At 69.8% G+C, this 17,751-nt stretch carries 19 protein-coding genes; 9 read left to right on the forward strand and 10 right to left on the reverse strand.

Features of this window, described 5'->3' with window-relative positions; all coding sequences use genetic code 11:
• The first annotated feature begins 25 nt into the window (after positions 1-25).
• A complete protein-coding gene (locus ACQP2E_RS19010) occupies positions 26-1,036 on the forward strand; it encodes a LysR family transcriptional regulator (RefSeq protein WP_433833488.1) in 1,011 nt (336 codons plus the stop codon).
• Positions 1,037-1,205: 169 nt separating this feature from the next.
• On the opposite strand, the gene ACQP2E_RS19015 is transcribed toward ACQP2E_RS19010, so the two are convergent.
• Both ACQP2E_RS19015 and ACQP2E_RS19020 read right to left on the reverse strand, forming a co-directional pair.
• The gene (locus ACQP2E_RS19015) at positions 1,206-1,409 is read right to left on the reverse strand and encodes a hypothetical protein (protein WP_433833490.1); all 204 of its coding nucleotides are present in this window, start codon (positions 1,407-1,409) and stop codon (positions 1,206-1,208) included.
• A gap of 278 nt (positions 1,410-1,687) precedes the next feature.
• The gene (locus ACQP2E_RS19020; protein ID WP_433833492.1) at positions 1,688-2,407 is read right to left on the reverse strand and encodes an AAA family ATPase; all 720 of its coding nucleotides are present in this window, start codon (positions 2,405-2,407) and stop codon (positions 1,688-1,690) included.
• Positions 2,408-2,718: 311 nt separating this feature from the next.
• On the opposite strand from ACQP2E_RS19020, the gene ACQP2E_RS19025 reads away from it, so the two are divergent.
• On the forward strand, positions 2,719-3,921 hold the full coding sequence (locus ACQP2E_RS19025; RefSeq protein WP_433833494.1) for a DUF6745 domain-containing protein: 1,203 nt from the start codon (positions 2,719-2,721) through the stop codon (positions 3,919-3,921).
• A gap of 89 nt (positions 3,922-4,010) precedes the next feature.
• Positions 4,011-5,171, forward strand: coding sequence for a DUF6745 domain-containing protein (locus tag ACQP2E_RS19030; protein ID WP_433833496.1), 1,161 nt, complete (start codon positions 4,011-4,013; stop codon positions 5,169-5,171).
• A 345-nt stretch (positions 5,172-5,516) separates the two neighbouring features.
• On the opposite strand, the gene ACQP2E_RS19035 is transcribed toward ACQP2E_RS19030, so the two are convergent.
• Positions 5,517-6,587 (reverse strand): DUF808 domain-containing protein, encoded by a 1,071-nt coding sequence (locus ACQP2E_RS19035; RefSeq protein WP_433833498.1) that lies wholly within the window; start codon positions 6,585-6,587, stop codon positions 5,517-5,519.
• Positions 6,588-6,735: 148 nt separating this feature from the next.
• Here ACQP2E_RS19035 and ACQP2E_RS19040 point away from each other — a divergent pair, with 148 nt between their 5' ends.
• Together ACQP2E_RS19040 and ACQP2E_RS19045 are read left to right on the forward strand one after the other, a co-directional pair.
• Positions 6,736-7,479 (forward strand): maleylpyruvate isomerase family mycothiol-dependent enzyme, encoded by a 744-nt coding sequence (locus tag ACQP2E_RS19040; RefSeq protein WP_433833500.1) that lies wholly within the window; start codon positions 6,736-6,738, stop codon positions 7,477-7,479.
• A 171-nt stretch (positions 7,480-7,650) separates the two neighbouring features.
• Positions 7,651-8,196: a hypothetical protein gene (locus tag ACQP2E_RS19045; RefSeq protein WP_433833502.1), complete on the forward strand. Its 546-nt coding sequence runs from the start codon at positions 7,651-7,653 to the stop codon at positions 8,194-8,196.
• A 17-nt stretch (positions 8,197-8,213) separates the two neighbouring features.
• On the opposite strand, the gene ACQP2E_RS19050 is transcribed toward ACQP2E_RS19045, so the two are convergent.
• Complete coding sequence (locus tag ACQP2E_RS19050; RefSeq protein WP_433833504.1) at positions 8,214-8,603, reverse strand: hypothetical protein; 390 nt, start codon at positions 8,601-8,603, stop codon at positions 8,214-8,216.
• Positions 8,604-8,966: 363 nt separating this feature from the next.
• Here ACQP2E_RS19050 and ACQP2E_RS19055 point away from each other — a divergent pair, with 363 nt between their 5' ends.
• Complete coding sequence (locus tag ACQP2E_RS19055; RefSeq protein ID WP_433833506.1) at positions 8,967-9,965, forward strand: tyrosine-type recombinase/integrase; 999 nt, start codon at positions 8,967-8,969, stop codon at positions 9,963-9,965.
• A 141-nt stretch (positions 9,966-10,106) separates the two neighbouring features.
• Here the strand turns inward: ACQP2E_RS19055 and ACQP2E_RS19060 are convergent, their stop codons facing one another.
• Positions 10,107-11,237 carry a hypothetical protein gene (locus tag ACQP2E_RS19060; protein ID WP_433833508.1) on the reverse strand — a complete coding sequence of 377 codons (1,131 nt, stop codon included), beginning with the start codon at positions 11,235-11,237 and terminating at the stop codon, positions 10,107-10,109.
• Positions 11,234-11,755 (reverse strand): SigE family RNA polymerase sigma factor, encoded by a 522-nt coding sequence (locus ACQP2E_RS19065; RefSeq protein ID WP_433833510.1) that lies wholly within the window; start codon positions 11,753-11,755, stop codon positions 11,234-11,236. The genes ACQP2E_RS19060 and ACQP2E_RS19065 overlap by 4 nt, the downstream gene beginning before the upstream one ends.
• Before the next feature lie 66 nt (positions 11,756-11,821).
• Here ACQP2E_RS19065 and ACQP2E_RS19070 point away from each other — a divergent pair, with 66 nt between their 5' ends.
• On the forward strand, positions 11,822-12,769 hold the full coding sequence (locus tag ACQP2E_RS19070; protein ID WP_433833512.1) for a DUF4034 domain-containing protein: 948 nt from the start codon (positions 11,822-11,824) through the stop codon (positions 12,767-12,769).
• Here the strand turns inward: ACQP2E_RS19070 and ACQP2E_RS19075 are convergent.
• On the reverse strand, positions 12,766-13,335 hold the full coding sequence (locus ACQP2E_RS19075) for a TIGR03086 family metal-binding protein (RefSeq protein ID WP_433833514.1): 570 nt from the start codon (positions 13,333-13,335) through the stop codon (positions 12,766-12,768). The genes ACQP2E_RS19070 and ACQP2E_RS19075 overlap by 4 nt on opposite strands.
• Before the next feature lie 300 nt (positions 13,336-13,635).
• Between ACQP2E_RS19075 and ACQP2E_RS19080 the strand changes: the two genes are divergently transcribed.
• Positions 13,636-13,839 (forward strand): CbtB domain-containing protein, encoded by a 204-nt coding sequence (locus tag ACQP2E_RS19080; RefSeq protein ID WP_433833516.1) that lies wholly within the window; start codon positions 13,636-13,638, stop codon positions 13,837-13,839.
• A complete protein-coding gene (locus ACQP2E_RS19085; RefSeq protein ID WP_433833518.1) occupies positions 13,830-14,606 on the forward strand; it encodes a CbtA family protein in 777 nt (258 codons plus the stop codon). The genes ACQP2E_RS19080 and ACQP2E_RS19085 overlap by 10 nt, the downstream gene beginning before the upstream one ends.
• A 44-nt stretch (positions 14,607-14,650) precedes the next feature.
• Here the strand turns inward: ACQP2E_RS19085 and ACQP2E_RS19090 are convergent, their stop codons facing one another.
• The 3 genes from ACQP2E_RS19090 to ACQP2E_RS19100 form a co-directional block, all read right to left on the reverse strand.
• Positions 14,651-15,667 (reverse strand): LCP family protein, encoded by a 1,017-nt coding sequence (locus ACQP2E_RS19090; protein ID WP_433833520.1) that lies wholly within the window; start codon positions 15,665-15,667, stop codon positions 14,651-14,653.
• 119 nt (positions 15,668-15,786) lie between these two features.
• Positions 15,787-16,620, reverse strand: coding sequence for a nitroreductase/quinone reductase family protein (locus ACQP2E_RS19095; RefSeq protein WP_433833522.1), 834 nt, complete (start codon positions 16,618-16,620; stop codon positions 15,787-15,789).
• 139 nt (positions 16,621-16,759) lie between these two features.
• Positions 16,760-17,746, reverse strand: coding sequence for a phosphotransferase (locus tag ACQP2E_RS19100; RefSeq protein ID WP_433833524.1), 987 nt, complete (start codon positions 17,744-17,746; stop codon positions 16,760-16,762).
• Between the last annotated feature and the right edge of the window lie 5 nt (positions 17,747-17,751).

Here is a 17,751-nt window from a genome sequence, read left to right on the forward strand (position 1 = left end):
GTGCTGGTGACCGTAAGCTGAGCTGATGCTCGATGTGCGCAGGCTGCGGCTTCTCCACGATCTGGATCGGCTGGGGACGATCGCCGCGGTGGCGGCCGTGCACTCGTACACGCCGTCGGCGGTGTCGCAGCAGCTCGCGGCGCTGGAACGGGAGGCCGGGGTGGCGCTGCTGGAACGCAGTGGCCGGCGGGTGGCGCTGACCGGGGCCGGTGAGGTGCTGGTACGACACGCGGCGCAGGTGTTGTCGTCACTGGAGGCGGCCACGGCCGCGCTGGCGGCGGTGCGGGAGGGACCGGCGGGGCCACTGCGGATCGGGGCGTTCCCGAGCGTGGTCCGCACGATTCTGCCGGCGGTGCTGGTGGCGCTGGGCAGGTCGCATCCGCGGCTGGAGCTGATGGTGACCGAATTAGATCCGGCCGCGGTGCCGGCGGCGCTGCGCGATCGGCGGCTGGATGCGGGATTGGTCCACGAGTATGTGCCGTCGGCGGAGGTGGGTCCGACGCAGGGCCGGGCGGGTTTTGTTTGCTCGGCCGAGCCGGCTGCTTGCGTCGGCGCGACCGTATCGGTCGGAGCGTTTGAATCTGATCGGGCGGCTGGATCGGCGGGGATGGTTGATGGCCTTCAGTCGGTGGCGTTGCTGGATGAGGCCGTGCATCTGGCTGTTCCGACCGGAGTGGACGCTCTTGATCTCGACGGTTTGCGTGACCGCGACTGGATCATGGCGTCGCCGGGGACGTTGTGTCACGAGGCGACGCTGCGGGTTTGCCAGGCCGCCGGATTCAGTCCGCGTATCCGGCATCAGGCTGACGCCTTCGATGCCGTGCTGGCGCTGGTAGCGGCCGGTCAGGGCGTGTCGCTGGTCCCGGCGCTGGCGACCGGCTCGCTGCCACCCGGCGTGCGGTTGATCGCCGCACCGACCCGCCGCCGGACCCGAATCGCGTTCCGCCGCGGTGCCGCAGCTAACCCGGCGATCGCCGAGCTGGTGGCCGCACTACGGACGGCGGTCACCCAGCTCCCGCCACAACCGGCATCGTGACGGTGCGGGTTCTCCGCGTGGCGGCGTCGAGCTGTTGACGGGGGCTGTAGACCGGTGTCGGGTTCAGGCTCAAGGTCAGCGCGAGCGCCCGAACTCAACACGCGCCCAGCAGTTCTCGCTTTCGTGTCGATTCCGGGCGCGATCCGCGCCCCAGGTCGACATACATCCTTCAGTTGTACAAAGCCCTCTCAGCTCGGGTCACGTTCCACCAGTTCAGGTACTCCTGCTCGGTTATGGGAATCCAGATTTGGCAGCCCTTGCTGACGAAGTCCTGGCCAACCTCGACTTGAACGTAGAGGCTTTCGGACGAATAGCTGACGAAGGCATTGGCGCCACGGTAGCGGCCGGGTCGGCGGCTGTCCCGAATATCCATCAATGCTCTCCCCCGGCTGTCTTTACTCGGCGCGTTTCCCTATCGGCCGGCTCGCCTCCGTGGTCCAGGGAATCGCGACGCGGCTTTGCCACGAACCGTCGTCAACCGCGGCTCAGGCCCGCTGTTCCTCGGCCGTGGCAACCCGCCTCGTCACCGACAGGGGGTGCCCATGCTTTACGCGTACCCCGGGGCTGTGAGGTCGGCGTGGCAGGCGAGAGTGACGCGCTTGCGCGGCGTGACCGGGGTCGCGTGGGTGTGTGCGATTTCGGCCTGGGTGGTCAGTCGTTGAGCAGGTAGCGCAGCATCCGGCCCGGGTCGGCGAGGAACGTGCGGGTCAGCGCGACCGCCTCGGCCTGGTCGTAGCCGACCTCGGTGATCGCGCCGTCCGTGCCGATCTCGAAGATCGTGGAGTCCGGGCAGGCCAGCAGGATCGGCGAGTGCGTTGCGATGACGAATTGGCTGCCCAGCGCGGTCAGCTCGGTGATGCGCAGCAGCAGTGCCAGGCAGCCGTTCACCGACAGCGCCGCCTCGGGTTCGTCGAGCAGGTAGAGGCCGCCAGGTCCGAACCGGTGGGTGGCCAGGTCGAGGAACGATTCGCCGTGCGAGCGTTCGTGCAGCGACGTCCCACCGTACGAACCGGTCGCGCCGAGTTGATCGATTTCGGTCGCGACGTTGTAGAAGGATTCGGCGCGCAGGAAGAATCCGGTGCGCGGTTTGCGTCCCGGGGTGCGCGACAGTGTCAGGTGGCCACCGAGGGCCGACTCGGTGGCGCGGGTCGCGAAGTTGAACGCGGTCGTGCCGCCCTCGGGGTTGAAGCCGGCGGCCACCGCGACCGCTTCGAGCAGGGTGGATTTGCCGCTGCCGTTGTCGCCGGCGAGCAGCGTGACCGGGGTGGGCAGGCGCAGGCCGCCGCAGCTGTGCAGGGCACGCACCACCGGCAGGTCGAACGGGTAACCGGACGCGGGCAGGTCGTCGAGACGGACCGCCTTGATGAACACGCCCTGTATTACACCGTGTCGCTACAGTTCCGGACCATGCGGGGATCACTGGAGCGGCGGCTGCGTCACGCCTATCGGTGTTCGCGGCGCCCTGGTCCCAGCGGGCCATGGTCTCGTAGATCTCCGGAGTGAGCGCGGCAACCGGCATTTGGCCGCCGGCGGTCTCGCGCAGCCGGCGCAGGGTCTCGGTGTAGGTGGCGCGGCCCGGCCGCGACCGGTGCGGTGCTTATTGGTCCGGCCGGGAAGCGAGCCGCGGGCAGGCGAACCACTCGGAGGATGGACCTGCAATTGATCGATAGTTATCATGCGTCATGGGACTCGACACCGGCGGTGTGAAACCGCGCGCCCAGCTCGCCGCAGGGCAGGAAGCGAAGCTTATGGGCGCCGCGAGCCTCTGGCTGCGGACGGAGAGACTGAACCACACCGTCGATCGGCCGGCGGCCAAGGCCGCGCTCACCAAGATGTACGGGCTCCTGGAAGTGCCGATGCCCCCGGTGGTGTGGGTGGACTCACCAGGCGCCGCCACCGAGCTGCTGCGCGACGCAGGTGACACGGTCCCGGCACCGAAGCTCAAGCAGCACGGCGACCGCCACATCCCCGGCCTGGATCCGATGCCCGGTTCGCCGTGGCTGATCCAGGGATTGAGCTGGAACCTCGGCGAGGAGGTGGCCGAGTCCACCCTGAGATTGGCGGCCAGGGCGATGGGTCTGCACCTGGAGCGGGGGTACGGGCCGCCTGTGGAGTCGGGTGACAGCTACGCGGTCCTGGCACCGTTGGCCCAGTCGATCGGTCAGACCGTGTTCCAGGACCGGTCGGTCAGGCTTGGGTACGACGCCTGGCTGAACGCGTACTGGGTGAGGTTCTACGACGCGATCGGCCAGGCCGGGCTGATCGAGTACTGGCCGGCCATGCAGGAGCGGCTCGATGTGCTGGTGGCGCTGGCCAAGTCGGGTGCCGGCTGGTGGTGGCCGTTCGAGGACCGGTGCGTGGTCTCCCTCCGGCCGATCCAGATGGCGGCGGAGTACATCGAGTGGCTCGACAGCCCCGGCGTCCATGAGCCCGCCGCCCGTCTGCACTGCGCCGACGGTCCGGCGCTGACCTTCCTGGACGGCTGGACCAGGTACGCCTGGCGGGGAGTCCCGGTCCCGGAGAGCCTGATCGAGGAGGGCTGGTCAGCCGAGCGGCTGCTGGATGAGGATGACGGAGGGCCGGAGTTGCGGCGCAGCGCGATCGAACGCCTCGGCTGGCCGGCTTTCCTCGACGCGACTGGGCTGCGGCCGAGGACACCGCCGGTGCCCGACCCGTTCCGGCCGGGCGGCACGCTGGCCCTCTACGACGTCCCGTCGGCCCTGACCCGGCGGGTGGGGAACGTGCGCGTCCTGGTGTGGAGCAAACGCGGCCGCCGCTTCGGCAAGGAGGTCTACTCCCTCGCCGAGGATCCGGTGAAAGCCGCGATCATGGAGACCGGGTTGCACGGGCCGCGGGCGGCCGAATACCTGAACTCGCGGACCTGACGTGTCCGTCTCCCCGCGGGGTGCCCGGCCGGAACCTCAGCGAAAGGCCGGGTCGAATCCCGTGTGCGATCGATGGATATCGTGCGGACATGGACAGTGAGAAACCGCTCCGCCGGCTGACGGTGGGGCAGGAGACGAAGCTTCTGTTCGCCGCCAACCGCTGGCGCCGGCCGCTCGATCCGCACCATCCCGTCGATCCGGCCGCGGCCGAAGCGGCGCTGACCATGATGTACGAGTTTCTCAAAGTGCCGATGCCCCCGGTGCTGTGGGTGGACTCCCCGGGTGCCGCCACCGAGCTGCTGCGCGACGCCGGTGAGATGCTGCCCGCGGCAGAGGGTTACCGGTCCGGCCAATATCGCATCGACGGCCTGGATCCGATGCCCGGTCAATCATGGTTGATCGAAGGCATCGGCTGGACCCTTGGCCAAGAGGTGGACGAGTCCGCGCTGGCCCTGGTCGCGGAACTGATGGGTACAGAACTGGGCTCGTGGTACGCGCCGCCGGTGGAGGGCAGCCACGGCTACGGAACCCTGTCGCCGTCGGCGAGCGCGATCCGGGCGACGGTGTTCGCGGACCGGTCGGTCAGAGCCGGGTACGACGCCTGGCTGACTGCGTACTGGGTCGGGTTCTACGACGCGATCGGCCAGGCCGGGCTGATCGAGTACTGGCCGGCCGCACAGGAGCGGCTCGACGCGCTGATGGCGCTGGCCGACTCCGGCGCCGGCTGGTGGTGGCCGTTCCGGGACCGGTGCGTGGTCTCCCTCCGGCCGGTCGAGATGGCGACCGAGCACGTCGCGAGCGCCCGCGGCCCGGTCATCCGCCCGCACCGCGCTGACGGCCCGGCCATGACCTTCCTGGACGGCTGGACCAGGTACGCATGGCGGGGCGTGCCGGTTCCAGAGAGCCTGATCGAACAGGGTTGGACGGCCGAACGGCTGCTGCGCGAGGCCGGGAACCCGGAACTGCGGCGCTGCGCCATCGAACGCCTCGGCTGGCACAGGTTCCTCGACGCGACCGGGCTGCAGCCGATGACCCCGCCGGTGCCCGACCCGAGTCGGCCGGGCCGGACTCTGGCGCTCTACGACGTGCCGCGGAACCTGGTCCAGCGTGGCGGCGTACGTGTCCTGGTCTTGGGCGAGGGCGGCCGCCGGTTCAGCACGGAGGTCGCCGGCTTCCACGACGACCCGGTGGAAGCCGCGTCCCATCTGGCGGGACGGTACCGGGTCGGCGACCACGACCCAGCCTCGTAGCAGGCCCAGGGACTGACAGACCGTGGTCCGATGTGCCGCCCGGCCGCGCCGGGCAGAGTCTCCGCCATGACTTTCACGTTTCCGGGGCCGTGGCTGGGCGGGGCGCTGATCGTGCTGTTCGCCGCCGGGTCGATCGTTCTCGGTCAGGCGGGGTGATCTCCGATGCGTGAATGGTTATCGGCGCGGCCGGATCCGGCCGCGGGTCGCCCGCGGCCACGATGACCCCGGCCCCGCTCCGGCGGCAACGTTTGCTGCTGAAACGGCAAGTGCGCGCCGGTGTGCGTACCCCGGAAGTAAAAACGGCCCGGACCGTCAGGCCCGGGCCGCGCTGGCACTGCTCTGTTCTTATTGCTGCTTCGGCTGTGGTGCCTCGGCGGCAGCACTGGGCTCGGCCGGCGGCTCGGTTGCTGTCACCGTGCTCGCGGGCTCGGGCTTCGCGGCTTCGGGCTTCGGCTCCGCGTGCTCGGCCTCGGGCTTCGCGGGGGCGTGGTTGCCGGCGGATTTGCGGTGCAGGGTCACGCTCAGCACCGCCACGATGATCGCGCCGACGATCAGGCCGATGACGGCGCTGGCGATCGTGTTGACGGTCCAGCCGATCACGCCGCCGAGAGCGCCCGTCGCGTCATGCGCCGCTTCCTCCATGTGGTGCACGAACTCGTACAGCGGGTGGAACCCGAGCTCGTCGGTGCCGACCAGCAGGATGTGGCCGCCGACCCACAGCATCGCGGCGGTGCCCACCACGGTCAGGAAGGTCAGCACCTTGGGCATCGCCTTGACCAGGCCACGGCCGAAACTCGCCGCGCCTTTGCTGTCGAGCTGCGACAGGCGCAGGCCGGCGTCGTCCATTTTCACGATCAGGCCGACCACGCCGTACACCAGTACCGTCATCACGATCGCGACGACACACAGGATCAGCAGCCGGGAGATGAACGACTCGTCGGCGACCTCGTTCAGCGAAATCACCATGATCTCGGCCGACAGGATCAGGTCGGTGCGGATCGCCCCGGAGACCAGGGTCTTCTCGTCCTGCGGTTTCTCGTCCTCGCCGTGCGCGTCGTGGTGGGCGACCTTCGCCCAGACCTTCTCCGCGCCCTCATAACAGAGGTACGCGCCACCGATCATGAGCAGCGGCGTCAGCAGCCAGTCCACGAACTCGCTGAGCAGCAGGATCACCGGCAGGATGATCAGGAACTTGTTGCGCAGCGACCCCAGAGCGATCCGCCGTACGATCGGCAGCTCGCGTTCCGCGGCCAGGCCACGCACGTACTGAGGAGTGACGGCGGCGTCGTCGATGACCACACCGGCGGCCTTGGCGCCGGCTTTGGCGGCAGCTGCCCCGACATCGTCGATCGACGCGGCCGCCGCACGCGCCAGTACCGCCACGTCGTCCAGCAGGGCTGCGAGTCCAGCGCTCAAGAAGAGTCCTTCCAGGGTTGGGGCTTGTCCGTACCTATTCTCGCCGAGGGCGCCAGTGCCCGCATGACCACCCTCGCCAAACAAGATCAGACCGGACGTTAAATCACTTTCCGATCCCGGACGGCGGTGATAGACAGCCACAGTGAATATGACCTATTCCGAGCTGCTCCGGTTGATCGACGACCGATCGACTGCCTTCCGTGCCGCGATCGCCGCCGCGCCCAGCCTCGACGCGCCGGTACCGACCTGCCCCGGATGGACGCTGCTCGATCTGGTGCGGCACATCGGAGTGGGCCGCCAGTTCTGGGCCGCGATCGTCGCCGCCGGTCCCGCCGGCGCGCCGCCGGCCAAGCCCGCACCGATCGACTCGCAGGACCGCGATGAGCTGCTCGCCTGGGTCGCCGCATCCACGCAGCAGCTGCTGGACGCGCTGCGCGCGGCCGGCCCGGACCGGGGCTGCTGGACGTGGTGGCCCGACTCGCAGTCGCCGGGCACCAGCGGGGCCGTGGCCCGGCATCAGCTGCAGGAGCTGGCGGTGCACACGTACGACGCCCAGCTCACCGCGGGCGTCGCGCAGCCGCTGCCGCAGCCGGTGGCGCTCGACGGCGTCGACGAGTTCCTGACCACGTGCGTCGCGACGCCGTTCGGGTGGCCGCACGAGCCGGTGGTGATCGACTACCACGCGACAGACGGCGGGTCGTGGCGTGTGGCGCTCTCCGGTGACGGCGCACGGATTTCCGATCCCGATGACTCAGAACCCGGCGTCTCGGCGTCGGGCACCGCCAGCGACCTCGTGCTGTTCTTCTACGGCCGGCTGCAGGTGGAGCAGATGAAGGTCGACGGCGACCCGGTTCACTTCGACCGGCTCATCGCCTGGGAGCCGGGCGCATAACCACGGCGCTGACCAGCGTCGACGGTCTGCCGCCCGGCCGCACCGGGCGGCAGACACGGTTTCGATCCTGTCCTTCACCGGCTTGTAACAGGACAGAATATGCAGTGTTGATGCGCCGCATCACGCGCACGGTGGAGCTGAAAAATCCACACCCATGCGTACGCTGCATGCATGGCAGACCTGGCGAACCATGCAGCATCGCCCGCCTTGCACGCTCAGGCCATGCTCGCCAAACTCGTCAAAGAGCTGGCCGCTAATGGTCGTGAGGCCGACAAGTTGCGCCAGAGCCTGAACCGCATCGAGAAAGAGCTGGTGCGCCTCGATGCGCGCGGCGCACAGATCCAGGCGGCGCTTGACGTTGCCGTAAGCCACCTTGAGCCAATCATGCAGGCGCCGAGTGAGCCCAGCTTGTCCGCCCGTGGATCTCAACGGGTGGCGGGCACCCCGCTGCCCGGCACCGGCAGGGCCGCACGTGATGGCACCACCATCAAGCCGCAGCCGCTGAGGAAACGAATCAAGGCGCTTTTGGACGAGCACCCGGAAGCGACATGGTCCCTTCCCGACATCTATGACGCGTTCCTCGCCAAGGCCGACGGATTAGAGGCCGATGCGCGCATGTCATACATCCGCTCGACGCTGAGCCAACTCGTCAGGAACGAGGAGATCTACCGCCCGGAGACCGGCCGGTATCAAAGCCGGTTAGAGATGACGACGTGACTGCGATCCGGGAGCTGTCAGGTCCAGGCCGATAACCAGGCGTTCAGCACATCAGGCGCCGCCAGCTGTAGGTCACCGTGGGGGTCCCAGCGAACCCAGTCAGGACGTAGCAGACCCAGATTCGCCAGTGTGTCGCCGCGCCCATCGACGAACTCCAGCCACAGGTCGCGCCGACTTATCCAGTCCATGATGTCGCTGTCCGGGCGTAGCCGCAGAGCCGCCAGCAGAGCAGCGAGAGCATTGCTGTCGGTGACATCAGCGACGAGAGACGATGATGCACGGTCCCGTCGTTTCCGAGCCGGTTCGAGTCGGCCTCTGCTGTCGAAGACGAGGACCCGGTTGGCTCGACCCCGCACGTCCGGCAGGGAGCGCATCACCTGCTCGTTCGGCCGGGGTCCCGTCGACATCAGCGCATATTCTCATGCGGTCGCCGAGCGCTACAAGGAGTCAGGGTGGATCACCCGTCGGCGCACGATGTACCGGCCCGGGCTTCGCTCTTCGTTACCGACGCCTGGACGCCCTCATGACCGCGGCAGCACTGCTGATGGCCACTGTCTGCAGACGAGCCGGCTCTCCTCGGCCCAAACCTCCCGCTCCCTTTGACCTCAAGGGCCAGCCGTCAGGCGGACCCGGCCGCAATTAATGTATTACTGGTAATTGCAATCCTTTAATCGCGAGGCGGGGATGCCGCCGGACTCCCCCGCTGACAAGGCGTAAAATAATGACCGTTATCCTTCACATAGGATTTCGGGCGATGGCGGGGGCGATCCATGAGGGACTTGGACGAGGGCGTACTCGTCGCGGCGCAAACTGACTGGGCGCCGGCGATTCCTGCCTCGTTGCCGACCCGGCTCGCCGAACTGACCACCATGTGGCTGAGCCGGCAACGGTCCGTCCACACCCGCACCGCGTACCGACGTGACCTGTGGCAGTGGGGTGACTGGTGCGCGGCCACCGGCCGCAATCCGCTGACCGCGCGGGCCGCCGACCTCGACGCGTGGATCGTGGAGCAGCGCGCGACCGGCGCCCGGGGCAAACCCGCTGCCGAATCCACGATCGCGCGGCGGCTGTCCGCAGTGGCGTCCTGGTACGACTACCTGATCGTCAACACCGGCGCCGACCCGGAGCCGTTGATCACCTACAACCCGACGCAGGCCGCCGCCCGCCCGCGCATCGACCCGGACGACAGCAGCACGGTCGGCCTGGCCCGCCCGGAGGCCGACCGGCTGCTCGCGCAGGCCCGCGCCGACTCGCTGACCAGCCACGCCCTGATCCTGCTGCTGCTGGTCGCCGGGCTACGCGTCGGTTCGGCGATCGGCGCCCGGATCGAGGACCTCGGCACCGACCGCGGCCACCGGGTACTGAACCTGACGGTCAAGGGCGGGCGCCGGCGCCGGGTTCCGCTGCCGCCGGCACTGGCCCACAGCATCAACGAGATGCTGGCCGAGCGGGGGTCGCCGGAACAGGGTCCGCTGTTCGTCACCCCGTCCGGACTGGGGATCTACGAACTGTACGTGCACCGGCTGATCCGCCGCCTCGCCCGGCACGCCGGGCTGGCCGCCGCCGGCGCGCTGAGCCCGCACTCGCTGCGGCACACCGCGATCACCGAGATCCTCGACGCCACCGGCGGCGACCTGCGCCGGGCTCAGGACTTCGCCGGCCACGCAGACCCGCGGACCACCCGCCGCTACGACCGCCGCCGCGACCAGCTCGACAACCACGGCGCCTACCTGCTGGCCGGCCGCTTCGGCGACTCCGAGCCCGCCTGATCATCGGCACGAACAGTTCTGTCAGAACGATTCTCCTGAGATTTCACCGTCGGCGTCAGACCCTCGACCACCACCGGATACTGTCAGCCACCTCCCTGATCACATACCCGGCCGGACCGCCGCCACCGTCCCCAAAGGGTGCTACCTGCCGAGCCATGTCAGGCCGGTCGGATCGACGGTGACGTTCGCGGCGATCCTCGTCAGCTGGGCGACGTCCAGCCCACCGCCCGCACCGACCAGGGTCAGCAGCCGGCCACCACCCAGGTCCACCACCAGATAAAGGGTGCCCCGCCCCGCCGCGTCGTCCCGGGTCGGCTGACGCGCGGGCCGGCCGGCGACCGTCAGTTCCGCGCCGCCGTCGGGCGCATCGGTGCGGGCGCCGACCGTGACGCTCAGCTCGCCGTAGTTGACCGTCACCGGAGTCTTCTTGTCCTTCCCGGAGATCTCGGTGCCCTGCTTCACCACGTACACCGAGCCGCGCCACGACGCCGCGGCCGGGCCGCTGACGGTGAGGCCGGTCGGCTGCCAGCCGGTGGGGAGCCAGCCGAGGGTGACCGGACTCGGGTTGGTGCCCGCCTCCGGGCGTACCGACCGGGCCACCCGCAGCATGTCGGCCTTGCTCAGGTCGAGGCGGGAGGTGGCCAGCATCAGCACGGTGTGGTCGTCGATGATCCAGGACAGCGACGACTTCTGGTCGCCCTGCGCTGGGGAGTACCAGCCGTCGGCGCCGTTGACGTCGGCCTTCTGCGCGCCGGTCCAGACCGCGCCGGCCGGGTCCTCGGCAGCGGTCCGAACGTAGAGGTCCAGCTGCGCACTGCGGCCGTTGTACGGGTCGCCGGTGCCGACGGTCCGCTTCCACGAGCGGACCAGGGACGGCCCGGTGTCGTCCTGGGCGGCGCCGGCCTGCCGGATGTATTCGGCGAACCCGGCCGGCACCCAGCCGGGCCGGTACCCGAGCCGCAGATGCGGCATTCCCGGATCGGCGACGACATCGGGCGACGAGGACGCGCCAGGCCGGGAGAAAGCCGAGGACGCGGCCGGCGTCGCGCCCGGCGACACCATGCCCGGTGACAGCACCGCCGGTGTGAGCAGCGCCGGCACCACCACCGCGGGCACCGCCGCCACCGCGGTCGCGGCCAGCCCCGCCCCCACGGCGACAAACCGGCGCCGCCGCCGGCGGACGCCGGCAAGACCCGCGAGGATCCGGGTTTCGGGTACGGCCCGGGTGGCCTGCTGTTCCTGGGCGGCACGAATCAGGTCTTCGATCATCATGTCGGGTCTCCGGTCGTCACGAGGGTGCCGGGCAGGGCGTTCTGCAGACTCGCCAGGGCCCGCATGAGATGGGTGCGCACGGTGACGCTGCGGCAGCCGAGGATCCCGGCGATCTGATCAACGCTGAGGTCCTCGTAGAACCGCAGGGCGATCACGGCCCGCTGCCGGGGCGGCAGGCCTGCGATGAGCCGCATCATGGCGTCCCGGTCGTCGCGCTGGGCGATCACGTCCGGGCCGGCCGGCAGCACCGCGGCGAGGGTGTCACCGGCGACCGGGATCGACTGCGCGGCCCGCCGGCGCCGCCAGGACAGGAACTCGTTGACGACCATCCGTTTGACGTACTGCTCCGGCGCGTCCATCCGGCTGATCCGCGGCCAGCGGGCCTGCACCCGGACCAGGACGTTCTGGATGATGTCCTCGGCCAGGTGCGGATCCCAGGTGACCACGGTGGCGTACCGGGTCAGGGCGCCGAGACGGGCGGCTATGAACTCTTCGAACGTCACAACGACCAAACGCATTCACCGCCGCTGGTTGATGACAGGCGGGGCCGACAATTCTCATCGATGATCGTAGGCTCTGTCGGCGTGAGATTATTCGGCCGCCGGCCGCCCGGCATCGTCGTCGACGCCCATCCCGCCCAGGACGACGGGGAGCTGCGGCAGGCCGTCGAGAAAGCGTGCGGCGGCGACTGGGGCCCGGCCCGCGACCTGCTGGCCGCGCTGCGCCACGACTACGACCGGCGGGCCCGGGTGGTCGGGGTGCTCGCCGGGTCCACGAACGAGAACTGGCCGGACCGGTGGGCCGGCGCCGACCCGGTCAACGCGGACGCGCTGCTCGTCCGCGCCCGCTCACTGATCATCCGGGGGCGGCGGGCCGGCGGCGACGAGTTTCACCGGCTGCTGCGAAAAGCGGTGCTGCTCAATGACGAGGCCGCGGTCATCGCCCCGGACGACCCGACACCGTGGGCGCAACGGCTGATCCTGATGACCGCGCTCGGCGCCGACCGGGACACCTTCGACCACGGCTGGGCCGAGCTGACCGCCCGCGACCCGTGGCACCGCGAGGGCCACGGCGCCAAACTGACGTACCTGTGCCGTAGATGGCAGGGCTCGCACGAGCGGATGTTCGCGTTCGCCCGCGAGGTCGCGCAGGCCGCCCCGGCCGGGTCACCGCTGCGGGTGCTGCCACTGCACGCCGCCGACGAGTGGGCACTGTGGGAAACCCACCACGGTGACGGCGGCGGCACCATGACGAAGGCCCTGGAGGTGATCCACGCCCAGCGCGAGGATCCCCGGTTCCAGGCCGAGGTGCAGGCCGCGCTGCAGCTGTGGTTCGCCCGGCCGGCGTACCGGCACGGCATGTGGTTCCACGACCTGAACCAACTGGCACACGCCCTGCACCGGGCCGGGCACCATGACCAGGCCCGCCCGGTGTTCGACGCGATCGGACCGTACTTCGAGGACGGGCCGTGGCGGTACGCCGGCGGTGAACCCGCCTTCCAGCAGGCCCGCCGCACAGCGCTGTCCGCCTAGGCCGGGCTCCACCGCGGGTCACGGCCGGTACGCGCGATCAGCCGCTCCAACTCGTCGGCGCCCGCAGGCACCGGCACCTCGGGGCCGAACGCCCCCATCTGGCGCCCCATCTCGAGCATGCCGTCGAGGAACTCGTGGCCGGCCGCCACCAGCTGCGGCGGCGCGTCATACGGCTGACCGGTGGCAGCGGCCACATCCCAGCCGTGCACGAGCAGGTCGATCGTCAGCATCAGACCGAGGGTGCGCTGCGGCAGGCCCATGCCGGGCGAGACACCGTCGAGCGCGGCCGGGTCGTCCCAGGCGGCCCGGACGTCACGCACGTCGGCGGCGAACCCCGACCGCCAGTCACCGGTGAGCCGGTCGCCGCCCGCCGTCCAGTCGACGTCCTTCTTCTGCGCGAGGTCCTGGAAGTTCACCGCCACCTGCAGCAGGTGGCTGACCAGGTTGCGAACCTGGAACTCGGTGCACGGGGTCGGCGCGTCGAGCTGGTCGTCGCGCACACCGTGGACAGCGCCGATCGTGGCGGGAGCGGCAACGCCGATGAGTTCGCTGATCTCAGTGGACATCCCTCCGAGCGTAGAGACGCCGCCACCACCGGGCCAGGGGTTCACCCGAACAGGCCCCGCAGGTCACTCCCGCTTAGAGATCTTGAACACGTCGATGGGCGTACCCGCTGGCGGTTGTGCCGGGGACGGCCCGGCCGTTAAGTTGAGCGAACAGCTGCGGTGTTGTGAGGGAAACCGGTGAGAACCCGGTGCGGTCGCGCCACTGTTAACGGCACCGGACAGGTGCCGTGAGTCAGAACGCTCACGCGCCGCAGGCCCCATCGATCGGGACGCGTCATCCCGCAGGAGGTTCACTCCATCATGCCCAGCACCCAGACAAGCACCCCCGTCGCGATTCCCGCCGTCTCACCGCGGCTGCTCGCCACCGCCGCCGGTGTCACCGGTGTGATGCTGCTGCTCGCCTACCTCGTCGCGTTCGACCAGGGTGGCCTGTCACAGTCCGGCATGTACCTGCACGAACTCATGCACGACGGCCGTCACCTGCTCGGTGTCCCGTGCCACTGACCTCCGCACCCGCTCCCACCTACGGCCGGCTCCTGATCAACGGGCTGCTCGCCGGGCTCATCGCCGGCCTGCTGGCCGGCGGGTTCGCCTTCTTCGTCGGCGAGCCCCACGTGGACGCGGCGATCGCGCTCGAAGAAGCCGCCGCCGTGGCCGCCGGTGACACCGGCGGTGGCGAGGAGCCGCTAGTCGCACGCGACGTGCAGTCCGGGTTCGGGCTGATCCTCGCCACCAGCCTGTACGGGATCGCGCTCGGCGGCATGTTCGCCACCGGGTACACCGTGCTGCGCCGCCGGTTGCACGCCGCCAGCGACGCGCGGGCCTCCCTCGGGCTCGCCGGTGCGGTGCTGCTCGGGTTCGTGCTGGTGCCGTTCGTGAAATATCCGCCGAACCCGCCCGCGGTCGGTGATCCGGCCACCATCAACCAGCGCACCATCACCTACCTGGCGATGGTCGTCATCGGACTGGTCGCGGTCTGGGCCGGGGTCCTCGCCGCGCGTACCCAAGCGCCCGAATGGCGCAAGGCGCTCGCCGGCGTGGCGGGGTTCGTCGTGGTCGTGGCGATCGGATACGCGCTGCTGCCGTCGTTCGACGAGGTGCCCGAGACGTTCCCGGCGACGCTGCTCTGGGACTTCCGGCTGTCGTCGCTCGGCACCCAGGTGGTGCTGTGGACGGTGCTGGGGCTGGCATTCACCGCGCTGCTGGCCCGGGCCGGCGCTCCGGCGGCCGCCGCCAAGGCCGAGCCGGTCACGGCTTCCGCCGCCGGCTGATCTGACACGCAACGGGCGGTCTCCCCTGCGGGGACCGCCCGTTGTCAGTTGTCGGTGGTGACCGCACCCGGGTGGTCGACCAGGAACGGGGCCACCCGGTCGGTCGCCACCGCCGTGAAGAACGGCGCCGCGTCGACACTCTCGCCCAGATATCTGCCGTCCTCGAACACCGCGGTGCCGGGCACGCCCACCGTCGTCACGTCGGCGGCGTTCACCCGCCGCAGCTCGTCCACCCAGGCCGCCAGGCTGTGCCGGCCACCGGAAAACGTCACCGAACTCCCGGCCGCCGCCAGAACCCGGCGCAGCCGCCCCGGACCGGCCTTGCTCAGCTTCCTCGCCACCGCGGTCAGCAACTGCCGCTGGTGACGCTGCCGGTCGTAGTCGGAACGCGGCAACCCGTACCGCTGGCGGACGAAATCCAGGGCCTCCCAGGGCTTCAGGCGTACCGGGGTGTCGCTCCTGGGGTAGATCTTCTGCTCGCCGGTGTAGGGACGGGCGCAGTCGTGATGACCCTGGCACTGCGGCAGCCGGTCACGGGGAGTGCCGTCCGGTTTGCGGTGCTCCGAGGCGACGTCCTGGTCGATGGACATCTTCACCCCGCCCAGCGCCGCGATGACGTCCCTGAACCCACCGAAGTCGATCACCGCGCCGGCGTCGAAGCCGGCGATCCCGGTGACGTCACCGACCGTGCGGGCCAGCAGTTCCAGACCCTGCGCCGGATCGTACCGGCCCTCGCCGACCCGCGAACCCAGCGCCATCGCCGCGTTGATCTTCGCGCGCTGCGGTGAGCTGCCGGACTTCGCGAACCCAGGAATCCGCACGACCAGGTCGCGCGGCAGCGAGAACAGGTACGCCCCGGACCGGTCCGCCGGGACGTGCACCACGATGATCGTGTCCGCCAGGGGTGCCGTGTGCGTGTCCCGCGGGTCGATACCGGCGAGCAGGATGTCGATCGGGCCGTCGATGGCCGCCGGGCCGGCCGTGGCGGGAGCGGCCACGAGCGCGGGAATCAGCAGCAGGCTGCCTGCGGCGACGCAGAGCCGGTGACGCAGCGGGGCCATCAGACCTCCCTAAACAGACAACCAGCGGATAGTCGCATAAAGGGTGCGGTCACGTCCGGCTTTCCGGACATGCGTCAGTCCGGCTTGTCCCCGTGGCTGCGGGGACAAGCCGGCGCCTCTCAGCTGTCCAGGACCGGGATCAACGATTTCTCCTCGTAATCCAGGTGGTCCTCCACCAGCGCGGCCAGCCGATCCACCTCGGCCACCAGCACCGCCCGATCATGCACCGGACCAGCCAGCACCGCCTGCAACTGATCCAGCAGCACCGCCATCCGCTCGTGCTCGGCCCGCAACCGCTCCAGAACCGGCGCCAGATCAGGACGCGCCGCCTCCAGCCCCGGAAACAAGCCGCCGTCCTCCCGCACATGATGACCATGCAGCCCGGCACACAACGTCAGACAGTTCACCCGCAACTGCGCACCCAGCACCTCGGTCCCGGACCGCGCCACCTCGGCACGAATCAGCCGCAACTCCCGGCGGAACGCGTCATGAACCAACCGCAGCGCCCCACCCGGCGTCGACGCGTTGAACCGCGGCGGCCCCGGAATCGCCGACAACGCCACCACCGGCAGCGTCCGCCCCGACCGGCGCTGATAATCCGCCCAGCCGGTGTCACCCTCGACCGCACGCGCGAACGCATCGTCGCGCTCAGCGCCGGCCAGCACCGTGGCCGCCGCGTCATAGGTGAACGCGCCGTCCTCCACGGTCACCCTCGGATGGGCGAGAACATTGTGGAACCAGGCCGGATGCCGCGGCGAACCACCCGCCGAAGCAATCACCAGCACCCGCTCACCGCCATCCGGCAGATAACCCAGCGGGACCGTGTGCGCACGCCCCGACCGGGCACCCACCGTCGTCAGCAACAACAGGCGGGCCCCGGCGAACATGCCACCCACCACGCCATTGCTGGCACGGAACTCGTCGATGATCGAAGAATTGAAGTCGTTCGGCATTCTCAAGCTTTCGTCTCGAACCAGAAAAGGGCACGAAGATGAAGCGAGAATGTGGCGGGGCCCGCCGGCGGATCAAACTCCGGCCGGGTGCCCCACTCGGTAATGGCCCAAGGCCGACCCGGCAGTCACGTCCGACACCCTACAACGCCCGCGCCCACCGCGCGACCACGTCGAGCACCGGCGCCCGCCCCGCGAACCGATCCGCCACCGCACGCCGGTCATAGACAGGAGTGCGCGTCGACGACAACATCCGCGGCGCCAGCCAGAAATATTTCGCCGCACCCGTGATACGGATCGCCCGCCGCACCGCGTCCGCCGGCACCACCCCGGCCATCCCGCGCACATACCCCTCGGTCACCGCGTCGACGACCTCATCCAGCAGCCCGATATCGATCAGCCCATCCAGGAAACAATCCAGGGCCAGATTCGCCGCGTCCTCCCCGATCGCGCCCGGCCCCGCGTACCCCCAATCAAGCAGAACCGGCCCACGGCCGGAACCGATCACATTCATCGGCCACACGTCGTGATGGCAGAAAGTGCGCGGCAGCGCATCAGCAGCCGCCAGCACCACATGCCGGCGCTCCCACAACCCGGCCAGCCCGGCGCGCAACGCCGGCGGCCACGCCGCCACCGCAACCGGATCATCCCAGCGCGGACTCAGCGCAACCGGTTGCGCCAGCGTGTAATCACGCAGCCAATCCCGCGGCAGCCAGGCGAAAAACGGCGGCCTCCCGACCATCCCGGCCTGCGCGACGCCCATTCGGTACGCGAAATCGCCCCATTCCGCCGACGTGAAATCAGTGCCGGCCGTACCCGGGACGTCCTCCAGCAACATCGCCACCGAACCGTCCGGACGGGCTGTCACGTCCAGCAATTCCGGCGCACCGATCCCGGCATCCGCGAACACCATCTGCGGCAGGCCCGCCTCATAGGCACACGGCTCCCGCCGCCAATAGTTGAAATGGCCCGGATCGTCACTGGCCGCCAGATGCGCCGCCGCACCGGCCCGGCGCGGCGTCACCACCTTGCGCACCCCGCCCGCGACCCGCCACACCCCGCCGGTCACCTCATTCGTCGAGCTGTACAACAGCTCGACCTCGGTCTTCTTATCAGCGTCTTCCGTCATCCGCT

The organism is Actinoplanes sp. CA-015351, assembly GCF_050955685.1.
GTDB lineage: Bacteria > Actinomycetota > Actinomycetes > Mycobacteriales > Micromonosporaceae > Actinoplanes.